The organism is Photorhabdus africana (assembly GCF_035181445.1).
In the GTDB taxonomy this organism is placed as follows: Bacteria; Pseudomonadota; Gammaproteobacteria; order Enterobacterales; family Enterobacteriaceae; genus Photorhabdus; species Photorhabdus laumondii.
On record NZ_JAXBVE010000006.1, the window covers coordinates 15,795 to 32,688 of the forward strand.

The 16,894-nt window shown below is 39.8% G+C and carries 13 protein-coding genes and 2 pseudogenes; 9 read left to right on the forward strand and 6 right to left on the reverse strand.

Annotated elements, in window-relative coordinates; translation table 11 throughout:
- Positions 1–5: 5 nt before the first annotated feature.
- The 6 genes and pseudogenes from SLS51_RS04915 to SLS51_RS04940 all read right to left on the reverse strand — a co-directional run.
- Complete coding sequence (locus SLS51_RS04915) at positions 6–1,052, reverse strand: hypothetical protein (protein WP_323836096.1); 1,047 nt, start codon at positions 1,050–1,052, stop codon at positions 6–8.
- A gap of 166 nt (positions 1,053–1,218) precedes the next feature.
- On the reverse strand, positions 1,219–1,413 hold the full coding sequence (locus tag SLS51_RS04920) for a hypothetical protein (RefSeq protein WP_323836098.1): 195 nt from the start codon (positions 1,411–1,413) through the stop codon (positions 1,219–1,221).
- Between the two features lie 394 nt (positions 1,414–1,807).
- Positions 1,808–3,589 carry a Hint domain-containing protein gene (locus tag SLS51_RS04925; RefSeq protein ID WP_323836101.1) on the reverse strand — a complete coding sequence of 594 codons (1,782 nt, stop codon included), beginning with the start codon at positions 3,587–3,589 and terminating at the stop codon, positions 1,808–1,810.
- Positions 3,590–4,415: 826 nt separating this feature from the next.
- Positions 4,416–6,239, reverse strand: a complete 1,824-nt coding sequence (locus tag SLS51_RS04930) for a Hint domain-containing protein (RefSeq protein ID WP_323836103.1) — start codon at positions 6,237–6,239, stop codon at positions 4,416–4,418.
- Positions 6,240–6,775: 536 nt separating this feature from the next.
- The gene (locus SLS51_RS04935) at positions 6,776–8,071 is read right to left on the reverse strand and encodes a phage tail protein (RefSeq protein WP_323836105.1); all 1,296 of its coding nucleotides are present in this window, start codon (positions 8,069–8,071) and stop codon (positions 6,776–6,778) included.
- A 302-nt stretch (positions 8,072–8,373) separates the two neighbouring features.
- Positions 8,374–8,478, reverse strand: a pseudogene (locus tag SLS51_RS04940) (tail fiber assembly protein); the annotation flags it as partial.
- A 907-nt stretch (positions 8,479–9,385) separates the two neighbouring features.
- On the opposite strand from SLS51_RS04940, the gene cydA reads away from it, so the two are divergent.
- The 9 genes and pseudogenes from cydA (at position 9,386) to tolB (ending at position 16,886) form a co-directional block, all read left to right on the forward strand.
- The gene (gene cydA / locus SLS51_RS04945) at positions 9,386–10,954 is read left to right on the forward strand and encodes a cytochrome ubiquinol oxidase subunit I (protein ID WP_323836107.1); all 1,569 of its coding nucleotides are present in this window, start codon (positions 9,386–9,388) and stop codon (positions 10,952–10,954) included.
- 14 nt (positions 10,955–10,968) lie between these two features.
- On the forward strand, positions 10,969–12,108 hold the full coding sequence (gene cydB, locus SLS51_RS04950; protein WP_011145753.1) for a cytochrome d ubiquinol oxidase subunit II: 1,140 nt from the start codon (positions 10,969–10,971) through the stop codon (positions 12,106–12,108).
- 12 nt (positions 12,109–12,120) lie between these two features.
- Positions 12,121–12,243: a cytochrome bd-I oxidase subunit CydX gene (cydX, locus tag SLS51_RS04955; protein WP_113026983.1), complete on the forward strand. Its 123-nt coding sequence runs from the start codon at positions 12,121–12,123 to the stop codon at positions 12,241–12,243.
- A 153-nt stretch (positions 12,244–12,396) separates the two neighbouring features.
- Positions 12,397–12,518: pseudogene (locus tag SLS51_RS04960) on the forward strand (cyd operon YbgE family protein); the annotation flags it as partial.
- Positions 12,519–12,684: 166 nt separating this feature from the next.
- Complete coding sequence (gene ybgC / locus SLS51_RS04965; protein ID WP_323836112.1) at positions 12,685–13,089, forward strand: tol-pal system-associated acyl-CoA thioesterase; 405 nt, start codon at positions 12,685–12,687, stop codon at positions 13,087–13,089.
- Entirely contained in the window at positions 13,086–13,781 is a 696-nt protein-coding gene (gene tolQ / locus SLS51_RS04970; protein WP_323836114.1) for a Tol-Pal system protein TolQ, read from the forward strand. The genes ybgC and tolQ overlap by 4 nt, the downstream gene beginning before the upstream one ends.
- A 14-nt stretch (positions 13,782–13,795) precedes the next feature.
- Positions 13,796–14,221 (forward strand): colicin uptake protein TolR, encoded by a 426-nt coding sequence (gene tolR, locus SLS51_RS04975; protein ID WP_323836116.1) that lies wholly within the window; start codon positions 13,796–13,798, stop codon positions 14,219–14,221.
- Positions 14,222–14,266: 45 nt separating this feature from the next.
- A complete protein-coding gene (gene tolA, locus SLS51_RS04980) occupies positions 14,267–15,337 on the forward strand; it encodes a cell envelope integrity protein TolA (RefSeq protein WP_323836117.1) in 1,071 nt (356 codons plus the stop codon).
- Between the two features lie 256 nt (positions 15,338–15,593).
- Entirely contained in the window at positions 15,594–16,886 is a 1,293-nt protein-coding gene (gene tolB, locus SLS51_RS04985; RefSeq protein ID WP_323836119.1) for a Tol-Pal system beta propeller repeat protein TolB, read from the forward strand.
- Positions 16,887–16,894 lie beyond the last annotated feature (8 nt).

Genomic DNA, 16,894 nt, shown 5'->3' on the forward strand with positions numbered 1-16,894 from the left:
GGATTTCAATATTGGATTTGAATAGGTGGATAGATGAATTGTGATGTGCCCTCTTTACTATAGGGGGTATTGGTATACAAAAATGCGACAGGAAATACGTTATCATCTTTAGTTGTCATAATAGTAGACTGTAGGTCTAATATATATCTTTCATTATTTTTCCAACATATTGGTCCAAAATCAGCGTAACCTGTGTTTTTAGAAAAATCCCATGATAAATTTGTATTATTACCTTTGGCAGGATCATTATTGACTTTTGTATGTTTCCAGAATCCATCGTTATCTATTGTTCTTACTTTACATGCTCCTCCAGTATCAAGACCAATTAGTGTCAGATCTACGGATGGTTTATATCCTTGAACTTCTGTAGGCTTCCCTTTTTCATCAATCGCGATAGGGTTATTGAATGTAACATTACCTACTATTTCCAGCTTGATTGCTGATTCATGATTTGGTTTACCGGGTGACGTTGGGCCGTAATCGCATAGACCAGTATCCCCTGGTTCAGGGTTTGCTCTATTTAAGCAAACGATTACTGGTTTTGTTAATGGGTTTTTTACATGAGTTGGTGCTATGTTATTCATCTTATAAGGCTGAAAGTATTGCAAAGGATCTTCAAAGTCTGTCAGTGTATTTGATGTAATTAATACTGGCCCATCAGTGAGAAGTTTCCTATTCTTTTTCCCCAAGACACTAGCAACAACCTGAATAGAATCAAATTGCTTCAAGTTAACAAGATTATATTTGTTAGTGGATATCAGAAAGTACCGTAAATCAGTGCTTCTTATATTTCCTTTGATTGTGGGTGTGATTATTTTAATATTCCCCTTTTTATCTTTACCAAGAATTGAGAGGGAAATTTGTAGCGACTCATGGCTTAAAGTATTGGAATCAGGAAAATACAGGGAACCAAAAGTTTCAGCTGAAATTGATTTGGAATCTTCGGAAAATACTATTCTGGGATTACTAAAATAATTTGCGGGTTCTGTAAGCGAATCTTTTATTTCAAGCCGTTCTCCACGCTCAAACATTACCTTTTGGTGTGCTTTCATAGTCTCGATATTTTCAAAAATATCAGGATGTTTTTGCTTTGTAATACTATGGGATTGTAATAATGCAATAAATAAGATTCTAAAATAGCGCTACATCTTATACCACTCATAACTCCATATATAACAATGGGTTGAAGAAGGCCATGTGTAGCAGAATTATGAAAAGCTATTTATATCCTTTCTCATTTTCCGGTTGAGTTAAATCGATCACTGTAGGATTATTAGGCTCAATATTCTTTAATAGCTGAGATATAACCTGACTGTCCTCAGTAGATAACTCAATTTCGGTGTCCGCAAAGCTGGATGTTATTGGGGAAAACATCATGATGAAAAAAATAAATATTCTGTTATATAGAGTCATAATTTTATTCCATGAAATAATAGAGAGTTTTTAAGCCATGAATAATACATGTTTATATGATATCCATGGTATATCAGTATAATATTAAAGCCTAACTATCCACTGAATCTTAAACAGATAGTGTGATAATATGGTAAGTTAACCTCAAAGGTTATAAGTCAGAGTAATAGTAAAGATGTATAATAATTCCTCAACTGGATAAATAATTGTAATGATATATATGTAACAGGATAAAGATGGTATTATAATTAATGGTTTTTTTTAAATTGTCAAGCTTATCATGTCAAGTTTCTGTTAATCGGATTTTATTCCCGGAGAAAGAAATAATATAAATTAGCTATTTAGAAATGAGTGCTGACTAAAAAAGCCAGCACTTTGTTATTAATCTGAGGGATTAATTTGATATCGACACTTTTCTTTGCAGATTATTATCACCAACCAGAATGCCACCGGCAGAAAGCACAGCATCTTCAGGTAATAATTCACTTTGGCTATCTGTCTTTTCTAAGACAAAATTATACACGTTTAATGGTTCTGACTTTCTCTGTTTAACTGAGGTAAGGGTAATTTGGCCATCAAGTGTATGTATTGTATCGCCGACCTTAAGGTCTTCGGCTTTTACTATTCCCTGTGATGTTGAGACAGGATGTGTTGGAGTCAGTGAAATCTGCTCACCATTATTGTAAGTTAAATCAACAAATTCAGTATCGTGACCTACAATACGCTCTTTTACTTGTAAGATGCCTCCTTGTTTTGTTAAAACTTTATCGCCTTGGCGTATATTTTCAACTGCTAACTTTGAACCATCAGCCATATCTATTAATGTGCCTTCAGCAATACAACCATATTGGATTTGAATGGGTGGATAAATGAGTTGTGACTCGCTCTTCTTACTACCAGGGTTATTGGTATAAGAAAACAGGACAGGAAATACGTTATCACCTTGCATTGTTACGATAGTAGCCTGTAGGTCTAGTATATATCTTTCGTTATTTTTCCAGCATATTGGTCCAAAATCAGCGTAACCTGTGTTTTTAGAAAATTCCCATGATAAATTTGTATTATTGCCTTTAATACGATCATTATTGACTTTTTTATGTTTCCAAAATGTATCTTCATTTATATCTCTTGCTAATTTACATGCGCCGCCAGTATCGAGACCGACCAGTGTCAGATCTATCGCTGGTGAAATTCCTTGAGCTGCTATAGGTTTCCTATTTTTATCAATGGCGATAGGGTTCTTGAATGTAACATTACCTATTATTTCCAGCTTGATTGTTGACTGATCATTTGGCTTACCTGGCGACGTAGGACCGTAATCACATTCACTAGGAGCTCCTGGTTCGGGGTTTGCTCTATTTAAGCAAACGATTATCGGTTTCTCTGGTGAATTATTTACATAAGTTGGCGCTTTGTTTTCCATACTTTGAGGAAAAAAGTTGCTAAAAGAATTTTCAAGGTCTTGCAGCGGCAGTGACTTCTCTACTATTGGTGCGTTATTGAGTGGTATCCCATTTATTTCCCCTTGGAAAAAGGAAATAGCTTGATACGTATTGCCATGTTGTCCAGAGGTAGCGAAATTATATTCGGGGGTGGATAGTACAAAGTTCCGTACCCCATTATTCTTTGTATTTTCTTGTACGGATACATGTAGTGTTTTAACATTCTGGTTGTCAGAGCTAACAATTGAGAGGCCGCCCTGTAACGTTGCCTTTCCAGCGTTAGTTTCAATTGTATTGCTGTTTGAAATATTAGAACCAGGAAAATATAGGGAAGCAAAAACAGTAGCTGAAATTGATTTGTTATTTTCGGAAAATACTATTCTAGGATGACTAATGTAATTTTTTGGTTTTGTAACTGAATCTGGTATTTCAAGTCGTTTTTTATTCTTAAGTAATACCTTTTGGTGTGCTTTCATAGTTTCGATATCTTCAAAAATATCAGGATGTGTCTGTTCTGTAATATGAAGGGATTTTAATAATGCGATATATCCTTTCTCGTTTTTCGGTTGAGTTAAATCGATCAATGTGGGTTCATTAGGTTCAAGATTATTTAAGAACTGAGACATAGCCTGGCTTTCTTCGGCAGATAACTTAATTTGGGTATCAGCAAGGCATGACATTATAGGGGAAAATAGCATGATGAAAAAAACAAGTGTTTTGTTGAATAGAGTCATAATCTTATCCTGTGAAATAATATAGGTTTTGTAAGCAATTAATTACATATACCCTTCATCCTTCAATTTGCTGCTTTGTTGGCTGCTTTCACTCACCCCAGTCACATAGTTATCTATGCTCCTGGGGATTCGTTCACTTGCCGCCGCGCTGCAACTCGAAATCTATTGGGTATATACTCAAGATACTTCAAAGTGCATGTTTGAAAAACGATTACATTGTTGAATTTAAATGTTTTTATGTCTGACGGCTCAAGCATCTTGAAGTTCATTCGGTATATACTTTATTTTTTAGTCAATATAATATTAATGCATTACTATCTTAAACTAATAATTTATTAATTTTTTTAATTTATTTTTGAAATTATGAGTAAGATGAGTAGTAAAGATGTCTACTATATCAACTGACCGCCTTTCTGAAAAATTACACTCATTAGTCGAATTCGCCATATATAATGTTTTTACAGTATAGGAGGAATAGATACTAAAGGTGGCGCTATAATCGTTTATATAATTAATAGTTCTTTGTAAAAGATTGTCAAGTTTCTCATATCAGATTGTTAACAAATACCACTATTTTTCTCGTGGGACTCTTTATTTCACTTTATTAAGTGCTATTGCAGTATTCTTCTAGCCTTCATTTTGGAGAAAACGGGTTGACGTTGTAGGGCAAAAAGAAGTGCGCTCGGTAAAGGAGACGATAGAACAGAGTCTTATGGCTGTTTTTCGTTGGCTGGATTTTATTCTCAACCATAAAAATAATACAAATGCGTTACTTAGAAATTAGTGCTGACTAAAAAAGCCAGCACTTTGTTATTAATCTGAGAGATTAATTTGATATCGACACTTTTCTTTGCAGATTATTATCACCAACCAAAATGCCGCCGGCAGAAAGCACTGCATCTTCAGGTAATAATTCACTTTGGCTATCTGTCTTTTCTAAGACAAAATTATACACGTTTGATGGTTCTGATTTTCTCAGTTTAACTGAGGTAAGGGTAATTTGGCCATCAAGTGTATGTATTGTATCACCGACCTTAAGGTCTTCGGCTTTGACTATTCCCTGTGATGTTGAGACAGGATGAGTTGGCGTCAGTGAAATCTGCTCACCATTATTGTAAATTAAATCAATAAATTCAGTATCGTGACCTACAATACGGCTTTTTACTTGTAAGATACCTCCTTGTTTAGTTAAAACTTTATCGCCAGGGCGTATATTTTCAACTTTCCATTTTGAGCCGTCAGCCATATCTATTAATGTGCCTTCAGCAATACAACCATATTGGATTTGAATAGGTGGATAGATGAATTGTGACTCGTTCTTCACATGACCGGGATTATTGGTATAAGTAAATTGGCTAGAAAATGCAGTATCACCTTGAATTGTTGCAACAGTAACTTGTAGGTCTAGTATATATCTTTCGTTATTTTTCCAGCATATTGGTCCAAAATCAGCGTAACCTGTGTTTTTAGAAAAATCCCATGATAACTTTGTATTATTACCTTTGGCAGGATCATGATTGACTTCTGTATGTTTCCAAAATGTATCTTCATTTATATCTCTTGCTAATTTACATGCGCCGCCAGTATCAAGACCGATCAGTGTCAGATTTGCCTGTGGTTCCACACCTTGAAATTTTGTAGGTTTTCCCTTTTCATCAATCGCGATAGGGTTCTTGAATGTAACATCACCTATTATTTCCAGCTTGATTGTTGATTCTGGATTTGGTTTACCGGGTGATGTTGGGCCATAATCGCATTGACTAGGAGCCCCTGGTTCAGGGTTTGCTCTATTTAAGCAAACGATTACCGGTTTCGTTGATAGATTCTTTACGTGAGTTGGTGCTGTGTTATTCATCTTGTGGGGCTGAAAGTATTGAGCAATATCTCCAGGGTCTGTCAGTGTATTTGACTGAATGACTACTGGTCCGGGAGTAATAGGTATACCATTTCTTTTTCCTTGAAAAACAGCAACAGGTTTAATATTACCAAATTTTTCTAATTTAACAATATCATATTCTTTGGTTTGTGCTAAAAAGTCTCTTGTTTCCTTATTTTTTGCCTGTTCGAATGGGGAGTTGGTTAAGTTTTTAAGTTTTCCACTGTTTTTGTCTGTGCCATAAATTGTGACGCCACCCTGTAATGATATAGTGCTAACGTCAGTTTTAATTGTATTACTGTTTAAAATATTAGAACCAGGAAAATATAGGGAACCAAGAACTTCAGCTGAAATTGATTTGGAGCCATCGGAAATTAATATTGTAGGCTGACCAAAATAATCTTCTGGCTTTGCATTTGAGCTTTTTATTTCAAGTAGTTCTCCACGTCTAAACATTGTCTTTTGATTTGCTTTCATAAGCTCGATATCTTCAAAGATATCAGGATGTTTCTGTTTTGTAATACCGTGGGAATGTAATAATGCAATATATCCTTTCTCATTTTCTGATTTAGTTAAATCGATCAGTGTCGGTTTATTAGGTTCAATCTTCTCTAATAGCTGAGATATAGCCTGACTTTCCTCGTCAGATAACTTAATTTCGGTATCCGCAAAGCTGGATATTATCGGGGCAAACATCAGGATGAAAAAAATCAATATTCTGTTATATAGAGTCATAATTTTATTCCATGAAATAATAGAGTCTTTGTAAGCCATGAATAATACATGTTTTGTATGATATCCATGGTATATCAATATACCCTTCATCTTTCAAACTGCTGCTTTGTTGGCTGTGCTCACTTGCCGCCGCGCTGCAATTTGAAACCTATTGGGTACATAATATTGAAGCTTCACTATCCACTGAATATTAAATAGATAGCGTGATAATACCGTAAGTTCATCTTGAAAGTTATGGGTCAAGATAATAATAAAGTAGCATAATAATTCCTCCAATTAAATAAATAGTTGTAAGAGCATATATGTAACATTCTGGTATTACAGGAGAAAACGGACATTAAAGACGGTATTATAATTAATAGTCGTTTGTAAAAAATTGTCAAGTTTATCATGTTAAATAGTTAACAAACCCCGCTATTTTTCTTGTAGGGATTTTTTAACTTCATTCTCCACGGAAACTCGCGATAAGCGGGATATCACGTTATTGTGAAAAGAATATGGCGTGATGCTGGGTTTTAGCTACCGATTTTTAATTCGAATAAAAATAAAATACGGGGCCATATGGCCCCGTATTACTACAATTTATCGTCAGAAATGCGGGTACTCTCTATTTCTTCCTGTAACTTGTTTCGTTTCAAATTCCAGAGTGAATCTTCTGGCATTTGGACACGAATATCTAAACGACAATGTTCAGGAATATCACAGGGTTCCCCATCTTGGTAAAACACCTGTTTGCCATTACCATCAACAGATTTGAGTCGCCAGTTCTGAAATTTCTCAGGTAAATGCGAATGTTGGCGGTGACAGACTTCAATCATAATAGAACCATCAGGTTGGATATGATCGCTAACGAAAATCAATTCAAGATTATTATTGTTTTGGGGAACAGAAATACCGCCATGTACACCCCAGGCGCCATCAGTGTTATAACCTGAGATATTTGATACACGGTATATGCCTATTCCTTCTTTCGTTACTTCTGCACCCGCTGATTCTTCATTAGTTGAGAATGTGCCATCAGGATAGATTTCTATAATCGGAGAGGATATTTTTAGGTATCCATTAAAATCTGGTTTGGCATTGATATTGTCCCAAAATTTACGTGTAAGTTTATAATATTCATCTATATGATCTGTACGATATGTATCGCCAAAATGGGTGAAAATCAGCCTGTGGCTCCATACATCGTCTTCCCCCTCGCTTGATTCACCACTCATATTGCTAATTCTTAACTGAACGCCACCATTGCCACGTGGCAGCCCATATTGAGTCAGGAACGGCGCGGAAGGGTTAAATCCGGAACAACCATTACGCAGATTTTCTAATTTATCCAGATGACCGTGTGCCATTGAATGTATTACATTATCAGTTGATATTGCTCCCACATCCTCAGCATTGATATTAATATCTCCAGTCAACTCTTTCCCATTTATTTTCCGGGTGTTGGGTACTTTCTCATTAATATTTTTACTCAATGAATCTATTCTTTCCTGAACAAGTTTCGGCGTCACTGCTAATGTGTCATTATTGCTAATTTCATTTGTTAGTTGAACAATGCCCTTTTGTGTTAATGTGGCACTGGGAATTTTTTCTGTAACTATTTTTTCTAATGCTCTATTTAACTGCACAGTGATCTTGGCTATATCACCATCATCCAGAACATTCTCACCAGATTGTGTCTTGATAAAATCAGCCACCACAGATGCTATGGTTGAAGATTGACGTAATGCTTTATTTAAATCATGAGTAGTGATAGCTTTGTCTGCTTGAAATCCATTATTTATATTCTCACTTGCTTCATAATCTATTTGGCTCGGCACATTAGCATTATTGCCGATAGAAAAAGCTTTAAAATCATTTTTTAGATTCATAAATATTCCTTAAGTAAGGTGGCGTTATTTTATAATCAATATCTTTAATTATTGAAAAACACTTCAATAATTCACATCAATCACAGTCTAGTTCAGTTAATTAATAATTAAATTCTCTTATACCTTAAGGGATTAACTATTTTTAGTTAATTGGTGAAAATAAAAAACTCAACATCTAAAAGCTATTGTTTTCTCTATTAATTTCTTATTATAAACCATCCTCAATAATATCCGTGTTATCTAATAATTAATTTACAGTGAAAAATTTGATTTTGTATTAAATAATCAGAAAAAATAATTATTCATTTAATGTTTGGTGCCAATGAAACATCAACCAAACTCAATAATGCCAAATACTTTTTCCAGTTCAGCAATAACGCTTTTTTAGCTTCCGACTGTATCTCAGTTTCAACAGCGTATTATGGTGGTGATTGGCGCGAGCCCGGAAAAGCCTGTCTGTGGGAGCCGGAAGAAAGGCATTTCGGTCATTACTTGTTGGTACTCGCAGTTTTTCTGTTGTGTAAAATATTTTTACACAATTATTGTTGGGCTGTGTAACTTAAGATACTAAGTCATTTCACTCAGTTTGAAGAGATCTGTCGTAAGAGGGAAGTTTAGTTCTTGAGCTGCGTGTCATTATGCTATCTGAATGACAGCCAAATGGTGGTGATCTCACTGTTAATGCAAAGTTAATAATAATATTTTCTTAAGGATCAAAATAAAAAGTTAATTTTAAAAGTCATTTCACAGCAATATAGAAATCAATATTTATCTAAATAAACAAATAATTAACAATATGTCAACCAAAATGAAATAATAGACAAGATAATTAACACTAACCAGAAAAAGATAAATAAAATCAAGTTATTACTATAGTATTATTGCTTTCATTTGCTTAAATTGACTCTAATCAAATTAGTTCTTATTAAACAGCGGTTGCAATTCTTGACCTATATTCAGAATTCTAATCTGAATCACGTAAAACCTATTTATTGTATGGGAATATAAGTGTACTATACTATTAGTCTAATTGGTTTTTAATTTACTTAGTAATGAGTTGTTATACCCAATAGATTTCAAGATGCATCGCGACGGCAAGGGAGCGAATCCCCGGGAGCATAGGTAACTATGTGACTGGGGTGAGTGAGTGCAGCCAACAAAGAGGCAACTTGAAAGATAACGGTATATTTTAAAGGCATTTATTGCTGGTAGTTATGAGGCTTCCGCATGAGTACTTTGAGATTTGAGAAAAGGGCTTATATGAAGTCAGGTTGCCGCAAGTCGGTGTCTTCCTGCTAGGAGCAAGGAGTCAAGATGTTTGATATTGTCGAACTGTCACGATTACAGTTTGCCTTAACTGCAATGTATCACTTTCTATTCGTTCCGCTAACGCTTGGTATGGCGTTTTTGCTGGCGATCATGGAAACGGTATATGTGCTCTCCGGTAAACAAATTTACAAAGATATGACAAAATTCTGGGGCAAGTTATTTGGTATTAACTTTGCTCTGGGGGTTGCAACAGGGTTGACTATGGAGTTCCAGTTCGGGACTAACTGGTCATACTTTTCTCACTACGTCGGTGACATTTTTGGCGCACCTTTGGCGATTGAAGGGCTGATGGCGTTCTTCCTGGAGTCTACATTCGTAGGCTTGTTCTTCTTCGGTTGGGATCGCCTCAGTAAGACACAACATCTGGCGGTAACTTGGTTGGTTGCATTAGGATCTAACTTCTCCGCACTTTGGATTCTGGTTGCTAACGGTTGGATGCAAAACCCAATTGCTTCTGATTTCAACTTTGAAACCATGCGTATGGAGATGGTAAGTTTTGCTGAACTGGTACTGAACCCAGTTGCTCAGGTGAAATTTGTGCATACCGTTGCCGCGGGTTATGTGACAGGGGCGATCTTCGTTCTCGGTGTCAGCTCTTACTACCTGCTTAAAGGCCGTGATATTCCATTTGCTAAGCGTTCATTTGCGATTGCTTCAAGTTTTGGTATCGCGGCTGTGCTGTCTGTTATTGTGCTGGGTGATGAATCTGGTTACGAAATGGGCGACGTACAGAAAACTAAGCTGGCCGCCATCGAAGCTGAATGGGAAACCCAGCCACCGCCGGCCGCTTTTACACTGATAGGTATCCCAGATCAGGATAAAATGGAAAACAAATATGCCATTCAGATCCCTTATCTTATGGGGCTGATTGCTACCCGTTCTGTTGATACTCCGGTCATTGGTCTGCGTGATTTGATGAACCAACATGAGCAGCGGATTCGTAATGGTATAAAGGCTTATCACCTGTTGGAAGAGTTGCGTGCAGGTAACACCGACCCAACGGTTCGTACAGCATTCAATGAAAATAAACAAGATCTGGGTTATGGCATGTTGCTGAAACGCTATACCAGCAAAGTGACTGATGCCAGTGAAGAACAGATCAAAGCAGCCGCAAAAGATTCTATTCCTCGGGTTGCACCGCTCTATTTTGCATTCCGTATCATGGTTGCAGCAGGTTTCCTGATGTTACTGTTGATCGGTCTGGCGTTTTGGAGCGTTATCCGTGGCCGCATTGGTAAACAAAAATGGTTGCTACGCGCAGCACTGTACAGTATTCCATTGCCGTGGATTGCCATCGAATCAGGCTGGTTTGTGGCGGAATATGGTCGTCAACCGTGGGCAATTGGTGAAGTTCTGCCAACTGCGGTGGCGAGTTCCAATTTAGCAGCCGGCGATATCTTGTTCTCTATGGCGCTGATTTGTGGCCTTTATACCTTATTCCTGATTGCGGAAATGTTTCTGATGTTCAAATTTGCCCGCCTTGGCCCAAGTAGCCTAAAAACAGGGCGTTACCATTTTGAACAGAAAACAACTTCAGCACCTGAAGCTCAGTAAACAGGAGTCCACTTATGTTTGATTATGAAGTACTACGATTTATATGGTGGCTACTGATTGGTGTATTGCTAATCGGTTTCGCGGTAACTGATGGTTTTGATATGGGAGTCGGTATCCTATTACGTATCATCGGCAAAAACGATACTGAGCGTCGCATCATGATTAACTCAGTGGCACCGCATTGGGATGGTAACCAGGTTTGGCTGATTACCGCCGGTGGAGCGCTGTTCGCCGCATGGCCGATGGTCTATGCCGCGGCGTTTTCTGGTTTCTATGTTGCTATGATCTTGGTGTTATCTGCGTTGTTCTTCCGTCCGGTTGGTTTTGATTACCGCTCCAAATTGGAAAACCGTAAGTGGCGTAACATGTGGGATTGGGGAATATTTGTCGGTAGCTTTGTTCCACCATTAGTTATCGGTGTGGCATTCGGTAATCTATTACAGGGGGTGCCGTTTAACGTCGATTCCCAACTCCGTCTGTTCTACACCGGCTCCTTCTTTGGATTGCTCAACCCGTACGGCTTATTGGCGGGAATTATCAGTTTGATGATGATTGTGACTCAGGGGGCAACTTATTTGCAAATGCGTACTACGGGTGAGCTGCGCCTGCGTTCTCGTGCGGCAACTTATCTCTGTGCGCTGGTGACAATGGTGGCTTTCCTGTTGGCAGGTGTATGGCTGATTTATGGTATTGATGGTTATATTGTGACTGGCGGTTTGGATACGGTGGCTCAGTCTAATCCATTACATAAAGAAGTCGCTCATCAGGCGGGTGCTTGGTTGACCAACTTTAACAACTATCCGTGGTTGTGGGTACTACCGGCATTGGGTGTGGCTTCGCCTTTGCTGACGATGCTGATGACGCGTATGAATAAAGCTGGATGGGCATTCCTGTTCTCTTCACTGACAATTGCTGGCATCATTCTGGCTTGCGGTGTAACGATGTTCCCATTTGTGATGCCTTCAATCACTGATCCTAATGTCAGTTTGACGATGTGGGATGCGACTTCAAGCCTGATGACGCTGCGTGTTATGTTTGTAGTTGCATTGATTTTTGTCCCAATCATTCTGGGATATACCATTTGGTGTTACTACAAAATGTTCGGGCGTTTGGATAAAAGCTTTATCGAAGATAACAAACATTCACTGTACTAAGGAACATAAAGCATGTGGTATTTTGCTTGGATTCTCGGAACGCTCTTGGCTTGTAGTTTCGCTATCATCGCAGCCTTAGCTCTTGAGCATAATGAAGAAGAAAAAGCCGCGAAAAATAGCGAGAAATCGTGTTGATATACCCAATGGATTTCAAGATGGATCGCGACGGCAAGGGAGCGAATCCCCGGGAGCATAGATAACGATGTGACCGGGGTGAGTGAGTGCAGCCAACAAAGAGGCAACTTGAAAGATGACGGGTATAGATAAATACTATCGGCATGGATACTAATGGATAAAGCCCCTGTGCGGGCTTTATCCTTATTGTGGCATTAATATTCACTGCTTATGTATTCTGGGATCCTGCTCGTTTTGCGGCTAACACCAGTTCATTACAGATATGGCAAAGTATTTTCCGGCATGCTTGATTTTGATTTTGGGGCTGTGTCATTTCTATATAAGTTAATTCTGTATGTTATTGGGGCATCTAACCCATAAATTTTTTATTTGCACATTATTCCAAAGCCGCATTGTCTTGAGTATAGTGGCAACGTTAATTCGTCTTATGTAGGATTGAAAGTGAGTAATACGTTGTTCCGGTGGCCCATCCGTATTTATTACGAAGATACAGATGTAGGCGGGATAGTTTATAACGGCCGTTATGTCGTCTTTTATGAAAGAGCACGTACTGAGATGTTACGTCAGCATGGAATTCATCAACAGCGTTTACTTGATGAACAAATTGCATTTGTTGTGCGGCGGATGGTGGTTGATTACCGAGCCCCGGCCCGGCTTGATGATATGTTGGAAGTGCAGAGTGAAATTACGGATATTCGTAGAGCATCTTTGACATTTATTCAACGCATTGTTGATGGTAATGGCGCAATTATTAACAGCGCAGAAGTTTTAGTCGCCTGCGTGAATACATCTCAAATGAAGCCGATTGCGCTTCCGAAGTCTATTGTCGCGGAGTTTAAGCAGTGACTGACATGAACATTCTAGATTTATTCCTGAAAGCGGGCCTTTTGGTGCAACTGATCATGCTTATTTTGATCTGCTTTTCCGTTGCTTCATGGGCGATCATTATTCAAAGGACCAAAATTCTCAATGCAGCAACCCGAGAATCGGAGGCGTTTGAAGATAAATTCTGGTCGGGTATTGAATTATCACGCTTATATAAGGAAAGTCAGTCGCGTCGAGACTCTTTAGGTGGAACAGAACAAATTTTTTATTCTGGATTTAAAGAATTTGCCCGTCTGCATCATGCAAATAATCATGCTCCAGAAGCGGTAGTCACAGGGGCTTCGCGTGCAATGCGTATCTCAATGAATCGTGAATTGGAATCGCTGGAAAGCCATATTCCATTCTTGGGGACAGTTGGCTCAATTAGTCCATATATCGGTCTATTTGGTACAGTTTGGGGGATCATGCATGCATTTATCGCGTTAGGTGCGGTAAAACAGGCTACTCTCCAAATGGTGGCACCGGGTATTGCAGAAGCATTGATTGCCACGGCGATTGGTTTGTTTGCGGCGATTCCGGCAGTGATGGCATACAACCGCTTGAACCAGCGTGTTAATAAGCTGGAGCAAAATTACGATAACTTTATGGAAGAGTTTTTGGCTATTTTGCATCGTCAAGCTTTCGCGGCTGAAAATAAAGCAGAGAACAAATAGTAAGGAGAGAGGCTATGGCACGCACTCGTAGTCGCAAGCGTGAGCTGAAATCCGAAATCAATATCGTTCCCTTACTGGACGTATTGCTGGTTCTGTTGCTGATTTTTATGGCAACAGCGCCGATTATCACTCAAAGTGTAGAAGTTGATCTGCCGGATGCGGTAGATTCTAAAACGGTTTCCAGCGCTGATAATCCACCGGTAATCGTGGAGGTTTCTGGTGTTGGTCAGTACACCATGATAGTTAACCATGAACGATTGGAATTATTGCCTGAGCCACAGATTATTGCGGAAGCGCGGGCACAAATAGAAAAGAATCCAAAAACCGTTTTCTTGATTGGTGGTTCGAAGGAAGTGCCTTACGATGAGATTATTAAGGCACTCAATATGTTACATCAGGCAGGTGTGAAATCCGTTGGTTTAATGACTCAGCCTATCTGAGTTTGGCCGGCAGTTGCTGTTATTTGAAGATCTTGGATATCGAGCGTGGGAAAGACAAACGGGCAAAACAATAAATTAAATCGCGCTGTTATCGTTTCGGTTGTGTTGCATATTATTTTAATCGGGTTACTTATTTGGGGTTCCCTGACACGAAAAACTGAAATGGGTGGCGGTGGTCAGGATGGTTCTGTTATTGATGCTGTTATGGTCGATCCGAATGCGGTAGTACAACAGTACAACCAACAGCAACAACAACAGGCAGATGCTAAGCGTGCAGAGCAGTTAAGAAAGAAGAAAGCCGAACAGCAGGCCGCTGAATTAAGGGAAAAACAGGTTGAAGAACAGGAACGTTTAAAAGCGGTAGAAGAAGAACGAATTAAGGCGCAACAGGTAGCGGAAGAACAGAAGAAGCAAGCTTTAGAAGCGGCAAACAAAGCCCGTGAAGAGCAAAAACAGGCAGAAGAAGCTGCGGCAAAGGCTAAGGCTGAAAAAGAAAAACTTATTAAAGAGCAGGCTGAGGCACAGAAGAAAGCCGAAGCGGAAGCTAAGAAAGAAGCTGAAGCCGCGGCTGCTAAACAAAAAGCCGCGGAAGAAGCGAAAGCCAAAGCAGACGCTGAGGCTAAAGCAAAAGCCAAGGCTGAATCGGATGCTAAAGCCAAAGCTGAGGCAGATGCAAAGGCTAAAGCTAAGGCCGAAGCTGACGCCAAGAAAAAAGCTGCTGAGCAAGCCACTAAACAGGCAAGTGAAGTTGATGACTTATTGGGTGGTTTAACTTCCAATGCACCGAAACAGCAAGGAGGGGCTTCTGCCGCCGGTAAAGGTGGTGGCAAGAAAAGTGGTGCTTCAAATGCCGACATTAATAACTATCTGGGGCAGATTCAGATAGCGATACAGAATAAGTTTTACGATGCAGACATGTATCGTGGGCGTACCTGTACACTACGGATTAAACTTGCTCCTGATGGGTTGTTAATTGATGTAAAACCAGAAGGGGGGGATCAGGCGTTGTGCCAGGCTGCGGTAGCGGCGGCTAAACAGGCGAAAATTCCGAAACCACCAAGCAAGGAGGTTTATGAAGTGTTTAAAAACGCGCCGCTTGATTTCAAACCTCAATAAAGTTGTTATTTAGAAGTTATTGATAACAGATAAAACCATTCAATGTTATTAAGCTATACCGATGGATTTCAAGATGGATCGCGACGGCAAGGGAGCGAATCCCCGGGAGCATAGATAACGATGTGACTGGGGTGAGTGAGTGCAGCCAACAAAGAGGCAACTTGAAAGATAACGGGTATATCTGGTTTTGTTTGTTGACGTTTGTTAATATTCTGCGAATTATTGCGACTATTCCATCGTGATAAGGGAGAGATTAATGAGGCAGGCTTTTAAAGTAGTACTAGGCATTTTAATGTTGTGGGTCACGGTTGCTCACGCAGAAGTTCGTATTGAGATCACCCAAGGTGTCGATTCTGCACGTCCTATTGGTGTCGTGCCATTTAAATGGACTGGCGCGGGTAATGCACCGGAAGAGATAGGGGCGATCGTTGGGGCCGATCTTCGCAACAGCGGTAAATTTAACCCTATTGATGTCAGCCGTATGCCACAGCAACCAACGACGGCATCTGAGGTGACGCCTGCTGCATGGTCGGCGTTGGGGATTGATGCTGTTGTTGTTGGCCAGATCCAACCAAGCGCGGATGGTGGTTTTTTAATCTCTTATCAATTGGTTGATACTTCGAGTGCTCCAGGCACGGTGCTTGCTCAGGATCAATTTAAAGTGACCAAGCAGTGGTTGCGTTATGCTGCGCATACAGCCAGTGATCAAGTATTTGAAAAACTGACGGGCATCAAAGGCGCATTCCGTACTCGTCTGGCTTACATTGTCAAGACTAATGGCGGTAAATATCCGTATGAACTGCGTGTATCTGATTACGATGGTTACAACCAGTTCACTGTTCACCGTTCGCCGGAACCGTTGATGTCACCGGCTTGGTCTCCTGATGGTGCCAAACTGGCTTATGTGACATTTGAAAGTGGTCGTTCTGCCTTGGTTATTCAAACCTTGGCGAGCGGTGAAGTACGCCAGGTTGCTTCCTTCCCACGTCATAACGGTGCACCTGCATTTTCCCCTGATGGCAGTAAATTGGCATTTGCGTTGTCTAAATCGGGTAGTTTGAATCTTTACGTGATGGATTTGGGGTCGGCTCAGATCCGTCAGGTTACAGATGGTCGCAGTAACAATACTGAGCCGAGTTGGATGCCGGATAGCCAGACATTGGTTTATACCTCTGATCAGGGTGGTCGTCCACAGTTATACAAAACCGATATAAATGGCGGTGCTCCGCAACGCCTCACTTGGGAAGGCACACAAAACCAGGATGCTGATGTAAGTGCTGATGGTAATTTTGTGATGATGGTCAGCTCAGAGAGTGGTAAGCAGCACATAGCTAAACAAGATCTGGCAACGGGAGCCGTTCAAATTTTGACGGATACGTTCCTGGATGAAACGCCGAGTATCGCACCTAACGGCACTATGGTGATTTATAGCTCCACCCAAGGGTTGGGGACTGTATTGCAGCTAGTTTCGACTGACGGGCGTTTCAAAGCGCGTCTTCCGGCAACCGATGGACAGGTAAAATTTCCTGCCTGGTCGCCGTATCTGTGATGCATAAT

What these genes read in the sequence shown, in the direction of transcription:
- SLS51_RS04915 (WP_323836096.1), bottom strand. Translation starts at nt 1,052, where the DNA reads ATGAAAGCACACCAAAAGGTAATGTTTGAGCGTGGAGAACGGCTTGAA.
- SLS51_RS04920 (WP_323836098.1), bottom strand. Translation starts at nt 1,413, where the DNA reads ATGACTCTATATAACAGAATATTTATTTTTTTCATCATGATGTTTTCC.
- SLS51_RS04925 (WP_323836101.1), bottom strand. Translation starts at nt 3,589, where the DNA reads ATGACTCTATTCAACAAAACACTTGTTTTTTTCATCATGCTATTTTCC.
- SLS51_RS04930 (WP_323836103.1), bottom strand. Translation starts at nt 6,239, where the DNA reads ATGGCTTACAAAGACTCTATTATTTCATGGAATAAAATTATGACTCTA.
- SLS51_RS04935 (WP_323836105.1), bottom strand. Translation starts at nt 8,071, where the DNA reads ATGAATCTAAAAAATGATTTTAAAGCTTTTTCTATCGGCAATAATGCT.
- cydA (WP_323836107.1), top strand. Translation starts at nt 9,386, where the DNA reads ATGTTTGATATTGTCGAACTGTCACGATTACAGTTTGCCTTAACTGCA.
- cydB (WP_011145753.1), top strand. Translation starts at nt 10,969, where the DNA reads ATGTTTGATTATGAAGTACTACGATTTATATGGTGGCTACTGATTGGT.
- cydX (WP_113026983.1), top strand. Translation starts at nt 12,121, where the DNA reads ATGTGGTATTTTGCTTGGATTCTCGGAACGCTCTTGGCTTGTAGTTTC.
- tolR (WP_323836116.1), top strand. Translation starts at nt 13,796, where the DNA reads ATGGCACGCACTCGTAGTCGCAAGCGTGAGCTGAAATCCGAAATCAAT.
- tolB (WP_323836119.1), top strand. Translation starts at nt 15,594, where the DNA reads ATGAGGCAGGCTTTTAAAGTAGTACTAGGCATTTTAATGTTGTGGGTC.